We start from the raw sequence: 20,161 nt of genomic DNA on the forward strand, positions 1-20,161 counted from the left end.
AAAAAAATGTTGAGTAATTCATTAAATAAATATTAGAATTAGAAAATCAGAATTAAAAAACCCCATATGCACTACATATGGGGTTTTGATTTGATAATGAATAAATACTACTGTTCAATCTTTATATGTTTATGTTATAAACTACTTACATCGTATTTTTGTTTTAAATGCTCAATGTTTTTATGGTTCACATTTTCGCCCGTAAGCACATAATGCTGAATACCCACTAAGTAGTCTTTCAAATCATCTTTCATAAATGGCCTCATTACATCTCCCAAGAAGAAAGGTGTTGTTTCATATTGAAATGAAAAAATGAGCTCACATGTATTCGCATCCTTTGGGATCAACTTATATTCTGCAAAGGATTCATTTTCTTTTAATGGTGTACCATGAACATGAAATACTTTCACTCTAAAAGAGTAATCGTCTGGTTGAAAATCAACTTGCTTTTCATGAATATATGATGTCCCTTCGTGGTTAAAATTACATACTCTTTCTGCTCCTTCACCTGATTTTTCAGTACCATTGATCAAAGAAGAACTTACAATGTTTGGGTTCGTTTTGGCTATTCCTCCAAAATCTTCTCCGACAACTGCCCATACTTTATCTACCCTTGCAGGAATATATTGTCTAATTGTAATTTTATTTGTGCGCTGTCTCGTAAAAATAAATGAAGTCAGACCAGTAAGAATAATAATCGATGTGATAAATAATAGATATTTCTTCTTCATGATTTTGATGTTTTTAGATTAATTCAATTTCCTAATACAAATATCAATTTATCTTAAAAAATACAGTTGGCAATTTGGCCTAAACAGTTGGTCAAATAACCCAAACCGTTAATCAAAAAAGCTTAACAATGTAGTACCACCACTTCAACTCTCTGTTTACCAATCATTAAGAGAAATAAATTGACATTTAGTTTAATATTAATCATATTTATATAAACCTAATATTTGTACGTCATGAAAAGCATAAAAGATTACATACTAAATTTCATTATTGGTGTATTTCCCTTTTTAGCATTGGCTTATCACCTCTTTTTTGTGCATCAAGCTTATAAGATAAAGGGCTTACTCGTTGCAGTATTCTCATTTTTCACACCTCTAATTAGTGATACATTCTGGTTTTTCTATACCATGCAACTCAATGGCTTCAGATTAAGCCACACAATAGGAATTGTAGGTATTTTCGCTGGAATTCTTTGGTATTACTGGGGTAAAGATGAAGTTCCTCAACATCATTCATAGTACTACGTATTGAAATGAAACAGCAAACCCTCAGAAGTTCTTTAATTCCTTCTGAGGGTTTATTTATTTCATCAATACTGTACATTAATATGGACACTATAGTTTGTCGATGATGTTCTCCATTAATAACAATTGTAGCTCTTGTACTTCTTTTCTGTTGTACTCTTTGATTGCAATTGATATGGTCTCTCCATTCTTCAATTTAATCAAAAGTGTATCTTTCTGGAGAATACAAGAATTGAGCGTATTAAACCTAAGTTTTAGACCTTTATTATTCCCAAGTTTTAAAAAAATCTGCTTCGTATTCCACTCCACATAATCCTTGAACCACCAAACCCTACTTTGGTATACTAACAATATTACAAAGCCTCCTATTATAAAAGTATTTTCAAGAAATTCAGAGATTCCAAAGTTGTCAGAAAAACTCCCAATTGCAACCAATAAAAAACTTATACTTAATACAATTTTCTCCACAAAAGGTGGAATATTATAAATCCTTATTTTCTTCATCCTTTAAAAATAAAAAAAGCTGACAAGTTATGCACTCATCAGCTTCATATATTATAATAAGATTATTTCTTATTTCTCACCTAAACGGTATTTAGAAACATCCATACCGAAAGTTAAATCTCTTTCTGATAATAATTCTTCTAATTCTGTAAGTGTTTTCTTACCGAAGTTTCTGAATTTCATCAAATCACGGATTTCTAAAGATACTAAATCACCAAGTGTTTTCACCTCACCAGCTTTTAAACTGTTGTAAGCACGAACTGATAATTCAAGATCAGCAATAGAAGTCTCAAGAATAGCACGTCTCTTGATTTCTGCTGGATCCAATTCCACTTCGCTTTCTCTCTTGTGGATTTCAAAAGTGATATCCTTGTCTGTGATTTGAGCATAGTGTTGGATTAAGATATTAGCACCACCTTGTAAAGCTTCTTGAGGGTCAATAGAACCATCAGTTTCAATAGTGATTGTTAATTTCTCATAGTCAGTACGTTGCTCCACACGAGTGTTCTCCACATGGTACTCTACGTTTTTGATTGGAGTGAATACCGCATCGATAGCAATAACACCAACACCTTCAGTAGACTCAGGAAGTTTTTGCTCTTTAGCTTCAACATAACCTCTACCACTTTGGATAGTTAATTCCATCTTAAGGCTTGCGTTCTCAAGGTTACAGATCACTAAATCTGGATTCAAGATGGTAAAGTCCTCCGTATATTGTGCAATATCACCTGCAGTAAACTGGTTTTTACCGCTAAAATCAATGCTGATTTTTTGAGATGGTTCCTCTGCGAAACGCTTGAAACGTACTTGCTTAAGGTTAAGTACAACTTCAGCAACTTCTTCGATAATACCACTAATCTTAGATGATTCTTGTACGACATTTGGGAACTTAACGCCCGTAATCGCATATCCTTCAAGAGATGAAAGTAGTACTCTTCTGAAAGAGTTTCCAATCGTTGCTCCGAAACCTCTTTCTAATGGTTTAAACTCAAAAAGACCTTTATTATCATTATCGGTCTTCTCCATTACTACTTTATCTGGCTTTTGGAAAGATAGTACTGACATATTTATTTTTCTACTTTGAAATTATATTCCTGTTCAAAACTAATTCTAAACGAACTATTTTTTTCACTTTTAGATGAAGTGAAAAAGCCTAATTAAGAAAATGATTATAGTCAATTCTCAATTAGCCCACAAATTACTAAAATAGCGAGTACAAAAAAAAGCTTTTTCCTTACCTTTTTTCAGAATAATGTTGAATCTTTAAATTTATTTGGCTTTGCAGTGAAAAAGACGACCTTCTTCAAGGCCTTAAAGGTATTTCATAATAGATTTTTGCAATTCTTCCTGACCATAAGGTTTAGGAATACAACCGTTCATTCCTGCCTTAAAATATTTTTTTACAAGGTCAGGTTGTGAGTTGGCTGTTATGGCAATAATTGGTTTATGTATATTCAGATCATTGCGGATTATTTCAGTCGCTTCTACCCCATCCATTTCAGGCATTTGAATGTCCATTAGTATCAAGTCGTAATTATTGACCTTTACTAATTCTACTGCAATTTTACCATTCTCTGCTTCATCGATTTCAAGGTTCCATTGCTCCAAAATCCCTCTCAATAGTAATATATTAAATGGATTATCCTCTACTATCAGTACTTTTTTGGGTGAGTTTTCGAGTGGTTCTGGCTCTGTTTCTTTTGCTATCAATTTATCATGAGTAAGAAATTTCTTGATCGTCATTTCAAACTCATCAAGATCAAACGGCTTCGCTACGCAAGCATTCATACCACTCATTCGATAGAGTTTTTGATCATCAGCTCCAGAATTGGCCGTTAAAGCAATGATTGGTAAATCCTCATCATACTTCTGTCGAATCAATTTGGTGGCCTCTATACCATCCATTACCGGCATTTGAATATCCATTAATACAATATCAAATGTATGGTTTTCGAATTTTTCTATTGCTTCTTTTCCATTTTCGGCTGTAACGATTTCCATACCCCAACCTTCTAAGATATTGACAACAAGAAGCTGGTTGAACATGTTATCTTCTACAACCAATACTTTCTTGCCCTGCCATCCTTCTTTTGGTTTTTGGATGATATTTTCATCCTCATTGTTGAGTGAAAATACATCATGTATAATTTTCTTGAGTTGTCCTACTTTAAATGGCTTAGGGATACAGCCATTCATCCCAACCTCTAAAAAGGTCTTTTCTATTTCTTCAGTCAAATGTGCTGAAAAAGCAATGATAGGAATTGTTTTTTCTTGGTTTTTCCTAATTATTTTGGTCGTTTCAATGCCATCCATTTTCGGCATTTTTATATCCATCAAAATAAGGTCAAAATCAATTTTCTCAATCTCTTCTAATGCTTGGTATCCATCATCGGATTTATGCACCTCTAAACCCCATTCTGTCAAGATAGAAGTCACTAATAACTGATTGAACTCATTGTCCTCCACCACTAAAATTTTCTTCCCTTTCCATGGTGATAAATTCACCTCATGTTCATCTACTACATCTTTATTAATCAGCAGTTTGTACAATTCATTTTGAAGATCATCTTGCTGGAAAGGCTTCGTCACACAAGAATTCATCCCAATTTGCTCATAGTAAGCCAAATCATCCTTCATGGCATTGGCTGTTAAAGCGATAATAGGAGTTCCAATTTGTAGTGTATTTCTAATATAATTCGTCGCTTCAATACCATCCATAACAGGCATTTGTATATCCATCAGAATAATATCAAAAGTATGTGTTTTTAGTATTTCAATAGCTTCCTCACCATTGTTCACCATTTCAATCTGTAACTTCCACTGATTCAATATGTTTTCAGCCAATAATTGATTGAATTGATTATCCTCAACCACTAATACTTTAAATTCACTCCAATCTACTTCCTCAGGAACATCTAATGCAGACTTGTCAATCTCAACATCATCACACATTTCAAATGGTATATTGACTGTAAAAGTAGAGCCTACGCCCACTTCACTTTCTACTTTGATAGTACCTCCCATCAATTCCACTAGGCTTCTACTAATTGTTAAACCTAAGCCAGTACCTCCAAATTTACGGGTAACAGAGGCATCAGCTTGAGAAAAACCATCAAAAATGGATTGGTGTTTCTCTTTTGGAATCCCTTCTCCAGTATCAATTACCTTAAAACAGACAAACTGTTTGTCCTCTTCTACTTTATCTAATATCACTTCCAGGCGAACTTCCCCTTTGGTTGTAAACTTAATAGCGTTACTTACCAGATTTGTCAATACTTGATTAAGTCGGTAAGGGTCTCCAAGAATAGTGGGATGCACATCATCGTCCCAAACATGTTTTAAAATAATATTCTTTTCTGTTGCTCTAATAGACAATGATTTGACAAAAAGGCTTATTTTCTCTTTTAAATCAAAATCGATAAACTCAATTTCAAGTTTTTCTGATTCAATTTTAGAGATATCTAATACATCATTGATTACTACAAGAAGGTTTTCTGCAGACGTTCTTATCGCCTCAATAAATTCTGTTTGCTTAGGAAGTAAAGGTGTTTTTATCAATAAGTTAGAAAGACCAATAATCGCATTCATTGGCGTTCTTAATTCATGGGAAGTGTTTGCGATAAATCGCTCTTTGATTCTTGCAGATTCAAGTGCTTTCTGACGAGCATTCTCAAGTGTTTCTTCCATTTCTTTACGAAGTGAAATGTCCACACCAACAGAAGTATACCCTTGTATTTCCCCATCTGCGTCTTGAATGGCAATCACTGTCTGAAGTAGCCAAACTTTCTTACCTGTTTTACTAACTATACTAAATTCATAAACATCTTTATCAATCTTCTCCACCAGCTGCCTTCTAAACTTTTTTGTGATATCAGCTCGCTGATCTGAAGAAATTAGATTAAAAAACACCTTCCCATTGAGTTCTTCTTCAGAATATCCCGTGATTTTCATAGAAGCAGGGTTTACATAGAGTAATTTACCTTCTAAATCACAACGGCTGATCATCTCTGAAGCATTTTCGACAAGACCTCTATAAAGTGTTTCTTTCTTTTGAATGTCCGTCTTCTGTGCCTTTAAACGGACGGTCATCTCTTTCAACTCATTCAAGTTGATTTCGTTCATTTTCAGTAATTGAATCGCATCAGGTGTAGGGTCGTTTAATGCAAAATCAGTAAGGGCAAGTTTGTGTTTCACCAACTCATCTGTGGTATTCATCCAAGGAGATCCTAAAAAAATCAGTTGACTTTCCTCTTCCAATAAAATAACTTGACCTCTCAGTACTAGTTCTCGTTCCCTGTTTTGAAAAACAAAAACTTTTTTTAATTGTGTACAAATAGCGTCAAACTCCATTTTAATACTCCATGGTCTTGCCATCTTCAGTACACTTTCTAAACTTTTGTCCACAGAATTAGGGAAGAGTTTATCTAAACTTTTCCCTATTGATATAATTTTTAAGTCTTTATCGACAATAAAATAAAATGGAGATATTAAATTAATATCTAAATCTGCTTTCCCTACTTTGATATCCATGAACTACCACTTAACTAAAAATTCATCGTACGGTAAACCATCTTTTCTACCTTGAATTAGGTGAGTTTCAACTGTAATATCGAAAGCCTCCCCTAGGCCTAATATTAGACCATGTACAAAATCAGTTAGCCCTTCTCGCCTAGAAAAATACTTAAGTTTCAACTCATTTTCACTTATATCTTCAATATCAAATTCAGGGGGCTTAATATTAGGGTAGAGCAACATAACTCTACTATGAAAATTCGGTAGGTTTGTAAAAAACTCTCTTAATGTCTGACCACCTGTATCCATTAATGAACCATAGTGCTTTTTTGCAGTGATTAATACCCAATATTTACCAAATGCGATCAATACATCGCTCAATGACATATCTAACACTTTCGAGGCTGCTATAGCTAAATCAAATGTTATTTTGTCGTCATATATTTCATTACCTGAAAATACATCATGATCTACGCCACTTTCTTCAAGTATAGTTTCCCATTTTTCTTCTCCGAAATTAGTAGTTACTAAACCTTCGATGGCTTTGTTTACGATACCGTACATTAGTGTGCTAAGTTTAAGGATTATAAATATATGTAGAAAGTAAAAAAATAAATCGTTCAAAAAAAGTTACTGCGATATAATCTATAAATATCTTTTTAAAATCTTCTTATTATCTAACTTTTGTCCTACGCTAAAGTAGATTATTTTTCTCCACAAATTGAATCAAAGTCTTTGCCATTTCTTGATGCATTTTAACACTTGGGTGAACCGCTTTTGCGAGATAAGGCATCCTTAAAAAATGAACTTGTGGATTATCCATTCTCAGAATTGCCTCTTGCACATAACTAGGCCAAGGAGAATCTTTTTTCACAATATCCATACAACCCAACGTACATATAATATCTGTGGAAGGGTACTTTGCTATTATGCTATTTAAAAAGGAAGTATAATTATCAATAATAAATTCTTTATCGGGAGCAATATTACCTATCCTCTTTCTGTAATTTTCATTATCACTGTATAAATACAACCACTTATCATTTTGCAATAAATTAACCACTAATAAGTCAGGTGTTTTCTGATTAAAATCCCATTTTGAAGTAGAGTCATTAGGGTCTAATCGATCGTATAGTTCAGGCATTACCAAATCAAACCAACTTACTGTTATGCCGATACCTGATTTTGCTATACATGATATTTCTGCATCAAAATGTTGTGCGGTTAATGCTGAAAATGCTTTAAAATTATTTGTATACAAAGGATTATCCGAACCAGTTGAATCTTCATTCGCGTAACCAACCGTAATTGAATTACCATAAAACTCAATCCATTTTTTCTTAGGGGGTGTTTTTTGAAGTATACCGTCAGTTTCAACTCCATAGAGTGTTGTTGTTCCTTTTGAAAAATCATTCCTCCTGTATATTGTAAAAGTATGTTTTTCAATGTGATCACTTTCCCAAACTCTAATCGTTGATTTTTGAATAGATGGTCGAATGATCAAGGTTTGTTCTTCTCCATCAACAATCAAAGCATACTCACTTTCTCCTATATTATCACTTAGCTGAAGGTCTAAGTACTTCCCCTCTAGATGAAAAGATACTGAAGTACCAGGCCAATACATTTCAATACTATTTGAACCTATCCCGACTCTACCCTCTAAAGTTAATTGTTCTATCATTCTGTTACTGTATGTTTGAGCACAACTTATTGTGGCTATGCCAAGTAATAATATAAATAGTTTATACATTTTCATCCTTGCTAAAAACACCTGCTAAAAGTTGATTTGTCACTTCAAGGTCTTCTTCATTAAAAAACAATTCAGCTTTAGACAATGATTTATGAATTTGTTGTAAGTCTTCAAAATTGGCATTTGGAATATGCTTAGGGATCTTATAAATCCTTTCATCTTTTTTCTCAAAAGGGCATTTTACTTTTGATGTAAATAAATACGGCAGTAAAATTTTAGAACAACTAAAAGCAATTCTCTCAATAGTATTTTCTTTAAAATATGTTTCTAGTCTCTCATTTATATGCTCAAAAAAGTTCAACGTATTCGCCAACCTTACTCTTGAACCCGCTTTTGATTTTCCTCTTGTCTTTAAATATTTAATTTGACTTTTACCTTGCTTTTTTCTTACTGCATACGTAGAGAATGTTTTATGATCTACAATCAAACCATTTTTAACTAATGCAACTGAAGCACTCTCTGTTTGTATAATACAAATCACATACACAGATTCAACAGTCTTTAAATCTTTGCCCCAATGCCATGGAAGTCTTAATGCATAATAAGGATCCGATGATAAATGTAGGTTTTGTTTATCATCTACCTTCTTATCATAATCAGGAAACTTTTCTAACAGTAATGCTATCTTATCTATGGGAATTGTTCTTTGTGGCATATTTACCTCTTTTTATTTACAGTAAAAATAAGAAGTTGCTATTCAAAATATAGATTTCAAACTTAAAATGATATTCAAGCAAAGGTAAGTTGCTGATTATGTTATGATAAATTCGATTTCAAGAGATTAAAAGCATGTACCATTCCCACCAAAAAGAAAGGTTTTCTAACTTAAATCGTAAAATAATAGTTATAGAGTTACATCATATGAAACCCTTATTTATTGTACTATTCTAATGAAAACAATGCATTATAAAGATAGGTTACATAAAATTCATGTTTTATTAGCTCAAAATCTAAAAAACATTACAACGTAGAATTATTCTTTAACAGTCGGTGTTATCTAGGTACAACAATCATTAGACCTTACAATAATTCTTATGAAAGTTTCAGTATTCAATTTCGTATTTTTGTTTTTCTTTTTTTGCTCTTCCAATACCATCGCTAGCGATGAATGGTTTATAAAAATCGAGAATATAATGCACTATGAATTAGATGCTACTCAAGCAAAAGATGTATTGCAAGAATGGGTGGGGATTCATGAAGAAAACAAAAAAACATATCTGTATTATCTTACTACAGAAACTTATTTCTGCGAGCTCGAATCTAGCATCGAAACTGCTGAAATAACGGGTTTGGATTATTCATGTGAAGAAGTAAATGTATTAATGAAGATCAATCGAGATGCTGATTTACATTTCACTTTTAATAGAAAAACTGGTAAGGTAATTCATTGTAAAGCTATCAATAGATAATTATATATATACTTTTAATTTATACTTGACACATTTTCTAATCATTAACTACAAGAGAAACTTTAATATTACTAATACTACATTTATAGGTTTATAGACGTAAACCCACTGTTTCAATTAACAAGAGATAATAAGCTATCGACGCAATCTTCGATTGTTATAAATACTAAAGGGATGCACAAAATTGCATCCCTTTTTTCATGTCTTTCTACTCGATTATTTTCATCATTATATGATAAATCGAATACTCGTTTTGATATTTCTCCCGCTATTGGGTATTCCATTCCAAGAGAAAGGATCAATATAATAAGAGTTAAGGAGGTTATGTATTCCTAATTCCAAGTAGAGACGATTGTTTTTAAGTTTAACAGGATAAGAGAAATCTACATTCACTAAGTGGTAAGGGTCTGTTTTTTGTTCCCCTAAAGCTGCACTTGGTGACTGCATTCCAATACTATATTCGTAATAAAAAGAAGAGGTTAACTTCTGTAATTGATAACTTAATTTATTCTTTATTGTCAAAGGTCTTTGATAAGGCATCGGCGAATGTAAAGCATCGATGTACCCATTTTCATGCACTAAGTTTAAGTTATAATTCAACTGTTTAGAAAATGCTACACCCGCAAAAACTTCAAAGTGTGTGCTCGTTGCACCTTCTACATTTTGATATGTTTTTACTCCTAAGGCTCCACTTGTCATTGAATCATAATTTTCATCAACAACACCCACAATATAATCTTCAATAAAGCTTGCTCTTCCTCTAGCACCTATTTGCCAATTCTCTTTATGATACCTCAATGTAAAGTCAAATGAAGTTACTTTTTCATTCTTTAAATCAGGGGTACCAAGATAATCAAACCGGTCATTGGCATTGAAGAGGTAAAAACCATAAAGTTCACTTGCAGAAGGCATTCTTGATGTATAAGAAACGCCAAACTTTGATTCAATTGAGGAATTTAATTCATACTTAAACAACGCAGAGAAAGAGCCGGATAGATCACTTCTAGGACCATCAATGAAATAATTCATGGTTTCTAATTGCTTTCTCGCTAACTCATTTTGAAGATTTGTTGAAGCCCACTCCAATCTCACGTTTGTCAATAATGTAAGCCTTGGATCTAATTTCCATTCATCTTGAAAATTGGTAGCAAAAGAATTTCTTCGGATATCGCCCCATGTTAGCATGTACATATTTACCCCTCCTGAAGGAGAATACATCGTCATATCTGCGAAAAGATGATTACTGTAAAAATCTCCTTTTAGTGTCAACGTATGATTGTTCGTTTTCCTGTTTACTGAAACCCAAGCGCCCAATGTTTGGCTTGAACCAGGCATATCCATTCGAATGGCTACATTTTCCCTTTTGGAATCATCCATCACATGCTTGATATCGTTGTAATATACCTTGGCTTCCAAATGATTAATAAACCCTTGATCGTAATGTTTAGTATAGCCGATATTACCCATCAATGCCTTCGCTGAACTCACATCCATGTTCAATGCCGGATAGCCAATGTCCATCCCATGGTCATACATTAGTAAAGCAGTTAGCTTTTCAGCTGAAGATAATTTATAAGTTGAGGTTAAGGTATGATTCATTTTTTCATACTGTGTATACCTCACTAACTCATTATTTCCATCCGTATAACTATCATGTTTTCTGTATGCTCCTGAATAACGGATTCCCCATTGATCAGAAATCGTTTTCTCTACGTATAGATTACCATCAAAACCATTTGAATTACTACTATATGCCGTCTGAACACCCACTTCCAAAGGCTTACTGAAATCAGGATATCTCATTTCTGCCATCACCGTACCCCCCAATGCTGTACCGTACATCTGTGACTCATTTTCTTTGAGGACAGAAAGTTTTTTTAAATTAACGGGTTCAAGGTATGACGTTGCAGGGTCCATTTTATCAGTGCAAGCACCAAAGACACGCATACCATCTATTGAAACGGCAATTTGACCGTCCGTAAAACCTTCGACAATGGGCTCAAAAGCAAAACCTCCTCTTTTAACCACCTGTAAATCGTTCCTCTGATTCATATAATCATCTACTGAGAGTAGATAATTTTCAGAAGGAATGGTGTCATGACTAATGGTCACTTCACTCAAATGGTAAGTGGTCAGCTTTTTTTCTTGAGCAGTAGTATAAAATGGGATTAGCATACAAACTAAAAAAGTATGTATGCTAATTGATAAATATCTTTTCATCTAGAATTCAGTGTAAAAAGATTGCCCTTCTTCTGTCAAGTAAGTGTTTTCTCCTTCAGAAACATTCATTTTAATTTGCCACCCACCTGTCATTGTGAAGTTAGCAATACCTACATATTTTCCTTCTGATACAAAACTAGGGTCAGTATTATTTGGTGATCCATGATTCATCGAAGGGTCTGGCATAAATGGTGTAGACTTGATGGTTAAATCGTTTAATGGCATATAAGTTTCTAGGTGAGCGTGACCATCACCATGCCCGTGGTCCATCGCTGGCATTCTCTTAAACGCTAAAACTTCATATTCATTTCTACCCATAGCTGGCTCACCGGCAGTGAAATTATATCCCATAATTAACGTTTCATCACTATCGCCCATCGGTACTCTTACTACCGTCTTAAAAGTGGGATCTTGAGCTAAAAATTCAATTGCATCTACTTGGATATCAAAAGTCCAATCTGCAATTGATTCATCTTCCACAAGGTAACTTACTTCTAAAGTCCATGATCCCATCTCTACAGTTGGCATTAAGAATAGAATTTGTCCAATTCCTGATGCATGATTATCAGCCTCATCAAAACCTAAAAATGGTGTAGAATGCATATGCGACATTCCTTCCATTTGCATATGCATTTTCGGAAGGATTTTCCATTCACCACCTTCTGGCAAAGTATCTCCTTCAGTGACAAAAGCTACATTGTTCACTCCTTCATGCAAGCTCGCTTTGCTAGAACGGAGCGTTAAAGTATAAGTATTAGCTTCATCTTTTTCTGATGCAATTGCGTATTCTAAAATAGGCTGCTCAGGTTCAATTGAAGAATTATCTTCATTACAAGCGAATAAAACAATTGATAAAAATAGTGCTAAAAAAATATTTTTCATTTTGTTATAGTTTAGACATAAGCACAACCACTCTTTTCAGTTTTTATCTAAAACTCAAAATGTGATGCTTAAAAAAAGTTTATCTAAGATTGTCTGAAAGACAAAATTTACTTTTAAAGGTGTTTTGACTTCAAACATAAAAATTAAGAATAGGAGTAATTCTCCAAAAAGGTAAAGGTGTAACAACCCATGTGCTAAGAGAAAAGCACAAAAAAATGAGGTTATCCTTTCAAAAGATAAACTAAACTATAGGAGGGCGAAATAGTTGACCGACATCATTGAGGGGCTTCATTCGCTTAGTATTAGCGAAAACAGATGTGGTCTGTTCAACAAAATTGATTTCTTCATAGAGACAAAATTGTTGGTCTACCGGTAAATCCAGTACAACATCTTTATGCATTGTCTCAGAAGTTTCTTGTTGTTTATCAGACTCTTTCTTGAGTTCTTTGTTGATAAAACATTGTCCGTGACAAGACATTTCGGGTTTATCCTTGTTGATACAAAATACTTCTTCAATAAAATCTCGTTGCATTTCGAGATCTAATTTCAGCAAGGATACAGAAAATGCATTGAATAGGATTACTCCTGCACAGATCATGTTTAAGACAATATGTAAGCGTTCTGTTTTCAATACATCATTTTTTGATTCCCTGCAAAACTATCATTTGAAGGGATTAAAAACAAACCTATTCACACAAAAATATGACAATAGTCACTTTTTAATCGTATACGATTTTCCCAAATAATGATTATTGTCTTGATCATAGAAGCTTCTTACTTGTATAACATGATACTTAAGACAAAATTCATAATCGATTTCATTATGATAAATGTGATCTGTTTGACTATGAATTTTGGTAAGATATTTTTCAGCTGTATTAAAATCATTCAAACCTAAATAGGTTAATAAAACAAACCAATCTTTATGGTGTGAAGAGGGTAATTCATCTAATATTTTACTAGCACCACTATAATTGCCTTCTTTCAAATCAGATGCTACACCTTCTAAAGAAAATGTAATTAACCTTGATTTGTCTACTCTCTCCAGGTCAATGTAAGCTTTGTTAACTCCATCGGAGATAAACTGATCAATCTGTAGGGTATTTGTGAAATAAAAAAAGATTAATAGTAAAAAAATTGCAATAGATTTAGTTAGAATAGAAAATAGAAGTTTGACGAGTCTTTCTCTCAGTAATTGTTTTTGAACAGTATCAATTACTTCTCTATTTTGTTCTATTTTAACCCTATCTTTTACTTCATTTATATCCATAAATAGGAAAAAAAATTAAACACTCATTTTAGGAAGGCTGGAAGAGGTTTTGGATTTCCAATACTGAAATAGCCTATCTATCAGTACTCTTTTTTCAAGGGGTTTACAATTTTTGTATGTTTCAGAAAACTCCCGATGAAGGTATAAATCATCCTCATTGAAGGGGAGGTTTTCTAACAATTGAGCATTAAAGTTTTCATGGTAAGAATCTGACGTGTAATATGTATAATTGTTTTTTTTCTTTAAGGTATTTACCCAAAGTTTTCTAGACAATGTGTAGATATACGTTCTCAATTCAATCTCATCATCGATTATTCCTTCCTGGATTAACCATATAACTTTTGAAAGGGCATATCTAAAAACATCTTCTGCATCAAGTTTAGTACCGTACATTTTTAGTACCATAACTTCAACTAATGTGTAATTTTCCTTGTATAAAGTTCTAACACACTTTTTTAGATGAATATTTTGTGAGACGAAATGAACAATATCTTTAGAACTTAAATTGGATTGAGTAGAAAAAAAAGACATGTTATATAGAGTTAGTTAGATTTAGTAAAAAAAGTTGGCTTTATAAAAGGCAACTAGTTTACAATTAGAGTAGTAATATTCATTATATTATCGCGGATAACAATATACATTATTTTATGATGTACTCAAACAAACATCTGTTATTCATATCAATTTTAAACTTCCGCATTAATTCATTTTTGTTATGTCTCAATGAAGGAAATTCCATTCGCATATAGATTACTTCTGCAGCATCGTTAATTATGAAGCTAACAAAGTAAATCTAATCTTCAAATGTAGTTTGAATTAAGTCCTTGGCCATTTGTGATGAATCTTCCTCTTCCAAATTTCTCAACTTCAATTCACCTCTCAAATAGTCACCTCCTTCTTCTAAAAAACCTTGTCCTTTAGGGGTAAAGACTGGAAAATTGTCAGGAGTAGACACTTCATACCTCCCGTCTTCTGACACAGTTAAGGTTGTGGTTACTTGAAAATAAAATGCCTTGGTACGTGTGTACATGTTTAATAAAGCATTTGAGATATTTCTTAGTTGTTCTTCTAAGAGGTATTTTTTTAATTCTTCTTTTGTCATCATTTCATAAATGTCCAAGCGATAAATCTACTTTTTTTCTGTCCCTGCCCCATATCGATTACCTTGTGAGCATGAGGCTTGATCTTTTTTAATTGTTTTAATAATGGGACTACATTCTCCTGCTTTGAAACTAGAGTCGTAAACCACACAACATTTTGTTGATAATTTACACTTTCACTGATCATGGATTTGATAAATTGATACTCTCCTCCATCACACCAAAGTTCATTACTTTTTCCGCCAAAATTAAGCTTTACCTCGCTTTTTCCTGTAAGGTTTTTGGCTTTCCTTCTACTTCCTTTTTGGGCATCTTCGAAGCTTTTATGGAAAGGTGGATTACACATACTAAACGCAAACCTTTCATTTTCCCTGATGATACCGCGAAAAATAGCTGTCGATGAATTTTGTCTTCGGATTGCTATTTTTTTGGGGCTAATCTTATTTTTCTTAAGAATATTGACCGCATTTTCTATGGATAATTCCTCAATATCAGAGCCCACAAAATCCCAACCGAAAAGGCTTTTTCCTATAAGAGGGTAAATAATATTAGCACCTGTCCCAATATCTAATCCTTTGATTTGTTGATCTTTTAGATTTGTATTTTCTAAGAGTAAATCCTTTACTCCCAGAATATAATCGGCTCTACCAGGTACTGGAGGACACAAATACCCTTTGGGTAAATCCCAATAATTTACATTGTAATAAGCCTTTAGCAAAGCTTTGTTTAAAGCTATCACCGCAGTGGCATCCGCAAAATTAATGGTATCGTCACCTACTTTATTCTTAATAAGAAAATTAGAAAGAGGTGGGTAAGCAGTGATTAATTTGGGAAAAGAATAAACGTTTTTATGTAAATTATTTTTGTGCATAAAGGAAAAAAGAAAGGTGGTGCGATAAGATATCACACCACCCTTTGTCTAATATATTAGTTGTTGAAATAAGCAGAAACTGGAGGGATAAAATCATTCTTACGAGAGATTTTACCTTCTAAGCTCACACCTAAATCACCTTTAGAAACGCCATAAGCTTTTTCTAACACTGCAAAATCAGCATCATCAGCACCGATAATTACAGAGTTATTTGTCGTTAAATCAACATAAGCAAAGAAAATCGCTTCGTAACCATTCTTTTTGTTCTCTTGCATTGCTGCAGAAATCTCATCATGCTTTGCAATCACTTTGTCGATCAATAAACTTTCACAAACACCAAAACCGATCTTGATATCACCGAAGATGAAATCCTTGTAATCTAAGTTTAAGATTTCAGCAGCAGTATATTTTGATAAATCAGACTTTGCAATCAACATTTCTTGAGCAAAAGCTTCGATATCTTCAACACCCGCAATCTTTGCTAATTTAGCCGCTACTTCTTTATCAATATCAGTTGTATGAGGAACTGTTAATCCTAAAGTATCAGATAAAATACCACCTAACATTACACCTGCCATTTGAGCTGTAATCTCAACGTTCATATCCACATAGTAATCAGCGATGATTGTACAACAAGATGCCACTGTACGCATGTCGATATGAATAGGTCCTTTTTGGAAAAAGAAGTTATCTTGAACAGCGTGGTGATCAATAATTGATAAAATATTAGCCTCAACAACAGAAGCAGCCGATTGAGTTGTTTGATTGTGGTCTACAATAACAACATCTTTTCCTGCAAAATTGTCTTCAAAAGCTGGTTTTTCAACGTTAAATTGCTTGAGTACAAATTCAGTTTCAGGGTTTAATTCTCCTTGTACAATTGGAGTACCACCCCAAAGATTTGCTGCAGCAATAGCAGAACATGTACAATCTGTATCAGGGTTTTTGTGCCCTACAAATAAAGCATTACTTGGAAAAGATAGTTGAACGCTCATTATCTTTTTTAAAATTTTGTTGATGTTAATTTTTTGAACACGCTAAAATAAAGGTTGAAAATAAGGTATCAAACTATTCTAAATGTTTTTTTGATAAGGAATGTTTTTAGTAAGAATTTAAAGTCAACTCTCCATTTATAGACCTTCTCCTATTTGGGGAAATTCAACTCACATTTAATGTCATTGAAGTTGATCCAAAAGAGACATCATCGATTCTAAACATATCATCGATTTTGCCTACTTCCATAAATCCCTTTTTAGAATAGAGGTTGATTGCTTTTTGATTATTCGTCATGACTTGCAAATCTAACCAAGAGATTCTTTCTTCTTCATCACAATAATTAATTACAAACTCCAAGAGTTGAAGTCCGATGCCAATTCCTCTATACTTACGATCTACCCCCATACCCAATAACACTCTATGGGAAGAATTTTGATCAGGATAGGAACGTATATCAATATGACCTATAATTTCTCCTGCCTTATTTTTAGCCAACCAAAGCTTCCTCCAGCCAGGTTCTCCGTAATTACGGATCAATCCTAGTTGAAATTTATCTCTGAGTTGTGCAGCATTGATACCATGATTTTTGGAAATAGGTTGAAATAAGACTTCACCATTTTTTCCATTTTCTGACAGATGTAGTGTCAGATATTCTACAAAAGATTCAAGCTCTTTTTCGATAAATTCGTGAATCGAAATCATTTTACTGAAGGTTTAGTTTATTAATAGCATTTACCAAATTTACTAAACCTAAATGTCTTTTAGTGCCCATGAAAAATATTTTCGGCCAATTTCGTCTTTGTGTTCCTCAATATAATCTAGAAAGACCTGATGAGCAGGCGTTAACTTTTTGCCTTTATTATAGATGAAATGCCACTTCGTGGTCATTGGAAGACCTTTGAGGTCGTAAAACTTCACGCTTTCACTTTCCAATAATAGTTTAGAACCGATGAGAGGTACAATTGAGAAGCCTATTCCAGCATTAATTGCTTGTTTTATGGCTTCATTTGAAACCAATTCCATAGACTTTTTTACATTCACATCGTGACTTTTTAGATACTCTTTCATGGCATTTCTTGTTGCCGAACCTTTTTCTCTAAACAATAAAGTCACCTTTTCTAAGTCTTTTGGCTTCTTTATTTTTTCCCTACTTGAACTACTTCCTATAAGGTAGAGTTTGTTCTCAATAAGCTCTACTTTGTTTACTCTCAAATCAGGTGGTAATACGGATACTAGGGAAAAATCACATTCATTATTGGCCAGACTTTCTATCACTTTTCCTTTATTCGAAACATCAATTTTAATATCAATACTTGGATATTCATCCATGAAATCTTTCAAATAATACGGAATTACATACTTCCCTGTAGACACCACTGAAATCTTGATTCTTCCGGAAATAACCCCTTTATATTGCTGTACAGTATATTTTATACCGTCTGCTTCTTCTAAAATTCTTTTGCTTCTTTCTACTATTTCTTTACCAAAATCTGTAATATATAATTGTCTTCCGATTACTTCTGTTAGTGGTAATTCAAACTGATCTTGTAATTTTTTTAGTTGCAATGACACCGCTGGCTGAGTCAAATACAGCTCCTCTGAAGCCTTTGTAATACTTTGATGTTCAGCGATTTTAAGTAGCACTTTTAGTTGATGTAGAGTGAAATTCATAAATTATAACTTATATTTTTCATAAATATATTAAATAAAAACTTATGAATATAAATATGTAGGTTTGTGTCAACAAATACAGAAAACACTATGATACAAATGACAAGTAACACAACTGAAGAATTGCAAGAACAAGGTACGCTAGACCTGACTTCACAACCGTCAAACGATGAACTGACAATTCACATCAAGTCTTCAATGACGCAAGAATCTCCTGCTGTACGGAGTAACTTAGAGCCTCTTGAAAGCTCTAAACTCTTGGCAATATTCCAAGACACCTTAGATGAAAAAGGCGAGGATCACGAACTTGAGAAACATCTTGTAGGATCCAACGAAGTTGAATTTCAAAAAGGTAAGCTTTCGTATGCTACACTACATAGCTTCTTATTGAAAGCAGAGTCTTTGGGTAAGAAACTAACCTACGAGAAAATCTACACTGTCAAAATCTCTGATTAAAAAACAAACATGGACATCCAAGTACTTATAGAAAACGTAACAAACCCCGCACTTCTCTTTTTCGTCTTAGGAGTCATCGCAGTACAAATAAAAAGCGATCTTGAAATCCCAGAGAACAGTTCTAAATTTATTTCTATCTACCTATTACTTTCCATAGGTTTTAAAGGAGGACAAGAACTCTCTCATAGTGGTATGAATCTAGAAATTTTATCAAGCATCTTTTTAGGGTTATTTTTAGCGATCACAATCCCTGTCTCTTCATTTTTGATATTGAAACGGAAAATGAGTGTTGCTAACGCAGGAGCTATTGCTGCATCTTATGGTTCTGTAAGTGCTGTAACTTTTGTCACCGCTACTTCCTTCTTAGAATTTGAAGCGATCAGTTTTAATGGTCATATGATTGCCGTAATGGCCATTATGGAAGCACCGGCAATAGTCATGGGTGTGATGCTCATCAACTATTATAAAAAAGACAAGAAAAGTAACGATAAATCAGGTATTTCAAAACTCCTATGGCATTCGGTCACCAATGGAAGTGTCATTCTAATTTTTGGTAGCTTAATTATAGGATTTACCGTATCAGCAGAGCATGCCGAAGGAATCAAGCCTTTTACTACCGATATATTCAAAGGTTTCTTGGCCATCTTCCTGCTCGATATGGGAATCACAAGTGGCAAGCAGCTATCACTCTTAGTGAGTAAAGGACTTTCACCCTTCCTTTTCTCCTCACTGATGCCTTTTGTAAATGGCTTAATCGCCCTATTCATAAGTCAACAAATTACTGACAATCCAGGTAACCAACTTCTATTTGCCATCCTAGGTGCAAGTGCTTCGTACATTGCAGTACCTGCGGCTATGAAACAGATTGTACCAGATGCGAATCCTAGCTTATACCTCCCTATGGCATTGGGGATCACGTTCCCAATCAATGTCATACTCGGTATACCTTTCTATTACACCTTAATAATAATGTAAAAAATATATCAGGTTCAGTAGTCAAAGTACGTTAACTCAATTTAGCATGAAGAAGCATTAACGCGCCACTCACCTCACTGATACTATCAGTGGGGTGTTTTTTATAAAGCAATACAATTAGCATATATTTAATTATGTTTAGTAAAAGTACAATAGCTATCAATTTATGATAACAACCAAAGGTATTGTAAACTAAATTATCGTCAACTTTCAATCGACCTTCCTAGAAACATTCATAGGCTCTACTTTCAAGCTTCCTCCTTCTTCATTTTTGTCTTAACACAAAAAC

General features: G+C 33.5%; 21 protein-coding genes. 4 read left to right on the forward strand and 17 right to left on the reverse strand.

The window, feature by feature from the left end; translation table 11 throughout:
* Nucleotides 1-134: 134 nt before the first annotated feature.
* Nucleotides 135-731, reverse strand: coding sequence for an SRPBCC family protein (locus PL77_RS13195; RefSeq protein ID WP_044205926.1), 597 nt, complete (start codon nt 729-731; stop codon nt 135-137).
* Between the two features lie 234 nt (nt 732-965).
* On the opposite strand from PL77_RS13195, the gene PL77_RS13200 reads away from it, so the two are divergent.
* Nucleotides 966-1,250: a hypothetical protein gene (locus PL77_RS13200; RefSeq protein WP_044205929.1), complete on the forward strand. Its 285-nt coding sequence runs from the start codon at nt 966-968 to the stop codon at nt 1,248-1,250.
* Nucleotides 1,251-1,346: 96 nt separating this feature from the next.
* Here the strand turns inward: PL77_RS13200 and PL77_RS13205 are convergent, their stop codons facing one another.
* From PL77_RS13205 to PL77_RS13230, 6 genes are all read right to left on the reverse strand, one after another.
* Nucleotides 1,347-1,760, reverse strand: a complete 414-nt coding sequence (locus tag PL77_RS13205; RefSeq protein WP_044205932.1) for a hypothetical protein — start codon at nt 1,758-1,760, stop codon at nt 1,347-1,349.
* Between the two features lie 69 nt (nt 1,761-1,829).
* Complete coding sequence (locus tag PL77_RS13210; protein ID WP_044205936.1) at nt 1,830-2,825, reverse strand: DNA-directed RNA polymerase subunit alpha; 996 nt, start codon at nt 2,823-2,825, stop codon at nt 1,830-1,832.
* 246 nt (nt 2,826-3,071) lie between these two features.
* Nucleotides 3,072-6,290 carry a response regulator gene (locus PL77_RS30545; RefSeq protein ID WP_052444385.1) on the reverse strand — a complete coding sequence of 1,073 codons (3,219 nt, stop codon included), beginning with the start codon at nt 6,288-6,290 and terminating at the stop codon, nt 3,072-3,074.
* Nucleotides 6,291-6,293: 3 nt separating this feature from the next.
* Nucleotides 6,294-6,836 carry a heme NO-binding domain-containing protein gene (locus PL77_RS13220; protein ID WP_044205939.1) on the reverse strand — a complete coding sequence of 181 codons (543 nt, stop codon included), beginning with the start codon at nt 6,834-6,836 and terminating at the stop codon, nt 6,294-6,296.
* A gap of 130 nt (nt 6,837-6,966) precedes the next feature.
* Entirely contained in the window at nt 6,967-7,953 is a 987-nt protein-coding gene (locus PL77_RS13225; protein ID WP_156152356.1) for an electron transporter RnfD, read from the reverse strand.
* A 61-nt stretch (nt 7,954-8,014) separates the two neighbouring features.
* On the reverse strand, nt 8,015-8,677 hold the full coding sequence (locus PL77_RS13230; RefSeq protein ID WP_052444386.1) for a hypothetical protein: 663 nt from the start codon (nt 8,675-8,677) through the stop codon (nt 8,015-8,017).
* Between the two features lie 478 nt (nt 8,678-9,155).
* Here PL77_RS13230 and PL77_RS13235 point away from each other — a divergent pair, with 478 nt between their 5' ends.
* Nucleotides 9,156-9,431, forward strand: a complete 276-nt coding sequence (locus PL77_RS13235; RefSeq protein ID WP_156152357.1) for a hypothetical protein — start codon at nt 9,156-9,158, stop codon at nt 9,429-9,431.
* A 228-nt stretch (nt 9,432-9,659) separates the two neighbouring features.
* Here PL77_RS13235 and PL77_RS13240 read toward each other — a convergent pair whose 3' ends face one another.
* The 10 genes from PL77_RS13240 to PL77_RS13285 all read right to left on the reverse strand — a co-directional run bounded on the left by PL77_RS13240 (nt 9,660) and on the right by PL77_RS13285 (nt 18,441).
* A complete protein-coding gene (locus PL77_RS13240; protein ID WP_082026526.1) occupies nt 9,660-11,651 on the reverse strand; it encodes a TonB-dependent siderophore receptor in 1,992 nt (663 codons plus the stop codon).
* Nucleotides 11,652-12,533, reverse strand: a complete 882-nt coding sequence (locus tag PL77_RS13245; protein ID WP_044205950.1) for a hypothetical protein — start codon at nt 12,531-12,533, stop codon at nt 11,652-11,654.
* Between the two features lie 241 nt (nt 12,534-12,774).
* Complete coding sequence (locus PL77_RS30550; RefSeq protein WP_052444387.1) at nt 12,775-13,131, reverse strand: hypothetical protein; 357 nt, start codon at nt 13,129-13,131, stop codon at nt 12,775-12,777.
* A 114-nt stretch (nt 13,132-13,245) separates the two neighbouring features.
* Complete coding sequence (locus PL77_RS13255; protein WP_044205953.1) at nt 13,246-13,803, reverse strand: hypothetical protein; 558 nt, start codon at nt 13,801-13,803, stop codon at nt 13,246-13,248.
* A 15-nt stretch (nt 13,804-13,818) separates the two neighbouring features.
* Nucleotides 13,819-14,196, reverse strand: a complete 378-nt coding sequence (locus PL77_RS13260) for a hypothetical protein (RefSeq protein WP_253273986.1) — start codon at nt 14,194-14,196, stop codon at nt 13,819-13,821.
* Between the two features lie 400 nt (nt 14,197-14,596).
* Complete coding sequence (locus PL77_RS13265; protein ID WP_044205959.1) at nt 14,597-14,908, reverse strand: hypothetical protein; 312 nt, start codon at nt 14,906-14,908, stop codon at nt 14,597-14,599.
* Nucleotides 14,905-15,774, reverse strand: a complete 870-nt coding sequence (rlmF, locus tag PL77_RS13270) for a 23S rRNA (adenine(1618)-N(6))-methyltransferase RlmF (protein ID WP_044205962.1) — start codon at nt 15,772-15,774, stop codon at nt 14,905-14,907. The genes PL77_RS13265 and rlmF overlap by 4 nt, the downstream gene beginning before the upstream one ends.
* A gap of 56 nt (nt 15,775-15,830) precedes the next feature.
* On the reverse strand, nt 15,831-16,769 hold the full coding sequence (locus PL77_RS13275) for a manganese-dependent inorganic pyrophosphatase (protein WP_044205965.1): 939 nt from the start codon (nt 16,767-16,769) through the stop codon (nt 15,831-15,833).
* Between the two features lie 163 nt (nt 16,770-16,932).
* Nucleotides 16,933-17,472 (reverse strand): GNAT family N-acetyltransferase, encoded by a 540-nt coding sequence (locus PL77_RS13280; RefSeq protein ID WP_052444388.1) that lies wholly within the window; start codon nt 17,470-17,472, stop codon nt 16,933-16,935.
* Between the two features lie 48 nt (nt 17,473-17,520).
* The gene (locus PL77_RS13285; RefSeq protein WP_044205968.1) at nt 17,521-18,441 is read right to left on the reverse strand and encodes a LysR substrate-binding domain-containing protein; all 921 of its coding nucleotides are present in this window, start codon (nt 18,439-18,441) and stop codon (nt 17,521-17,523) included.
* A gap of 99 nt (nt 18,442-18,540) precedes the next feature.
* On the opposite strand from PL77_RS13285, the gene PL77_RS13290 reads away from it, so the two are divergent.
* Both PL77_RS13290 and PL77_RS13295 read left to right on the forward strand, forming a co-directional pair.
* Nucleotides 18,541-18,897 (forward strand): hypothetical protein, encoded by a 357-nt coding sequence (locus PL77_RS13290; protein ID WP_156152358.1) that lies wholly within the window; start codon nt 18,541-18,543, stop codon nt 18,895-18,897.
* Nucleotides 18,898-18,906: 9 nt separating this feature from the next.
* Nucleotides 18,907-19,872: a sodium-dependent bicarbonate transport family permease gene (locus PL77_RS13295; protein WP_044205973.1), complete on the forward strand. Its 966-nt coding sequence runs from the start codon at nt 18,907-18,909 to the stop codon at nt 19,870-19,872.
* Nucleotides 19,873-20,161: the final 289 nt, after the last annotated feature.

The organism is Flammeovirga sp. OC4, assembly GCF_000812565.1.
Classification (GTDB): Bacteria; Bacteroidota; Bacteroidia; order Cytophagales; family Flammeovirgaceae; genus Flammeovirga.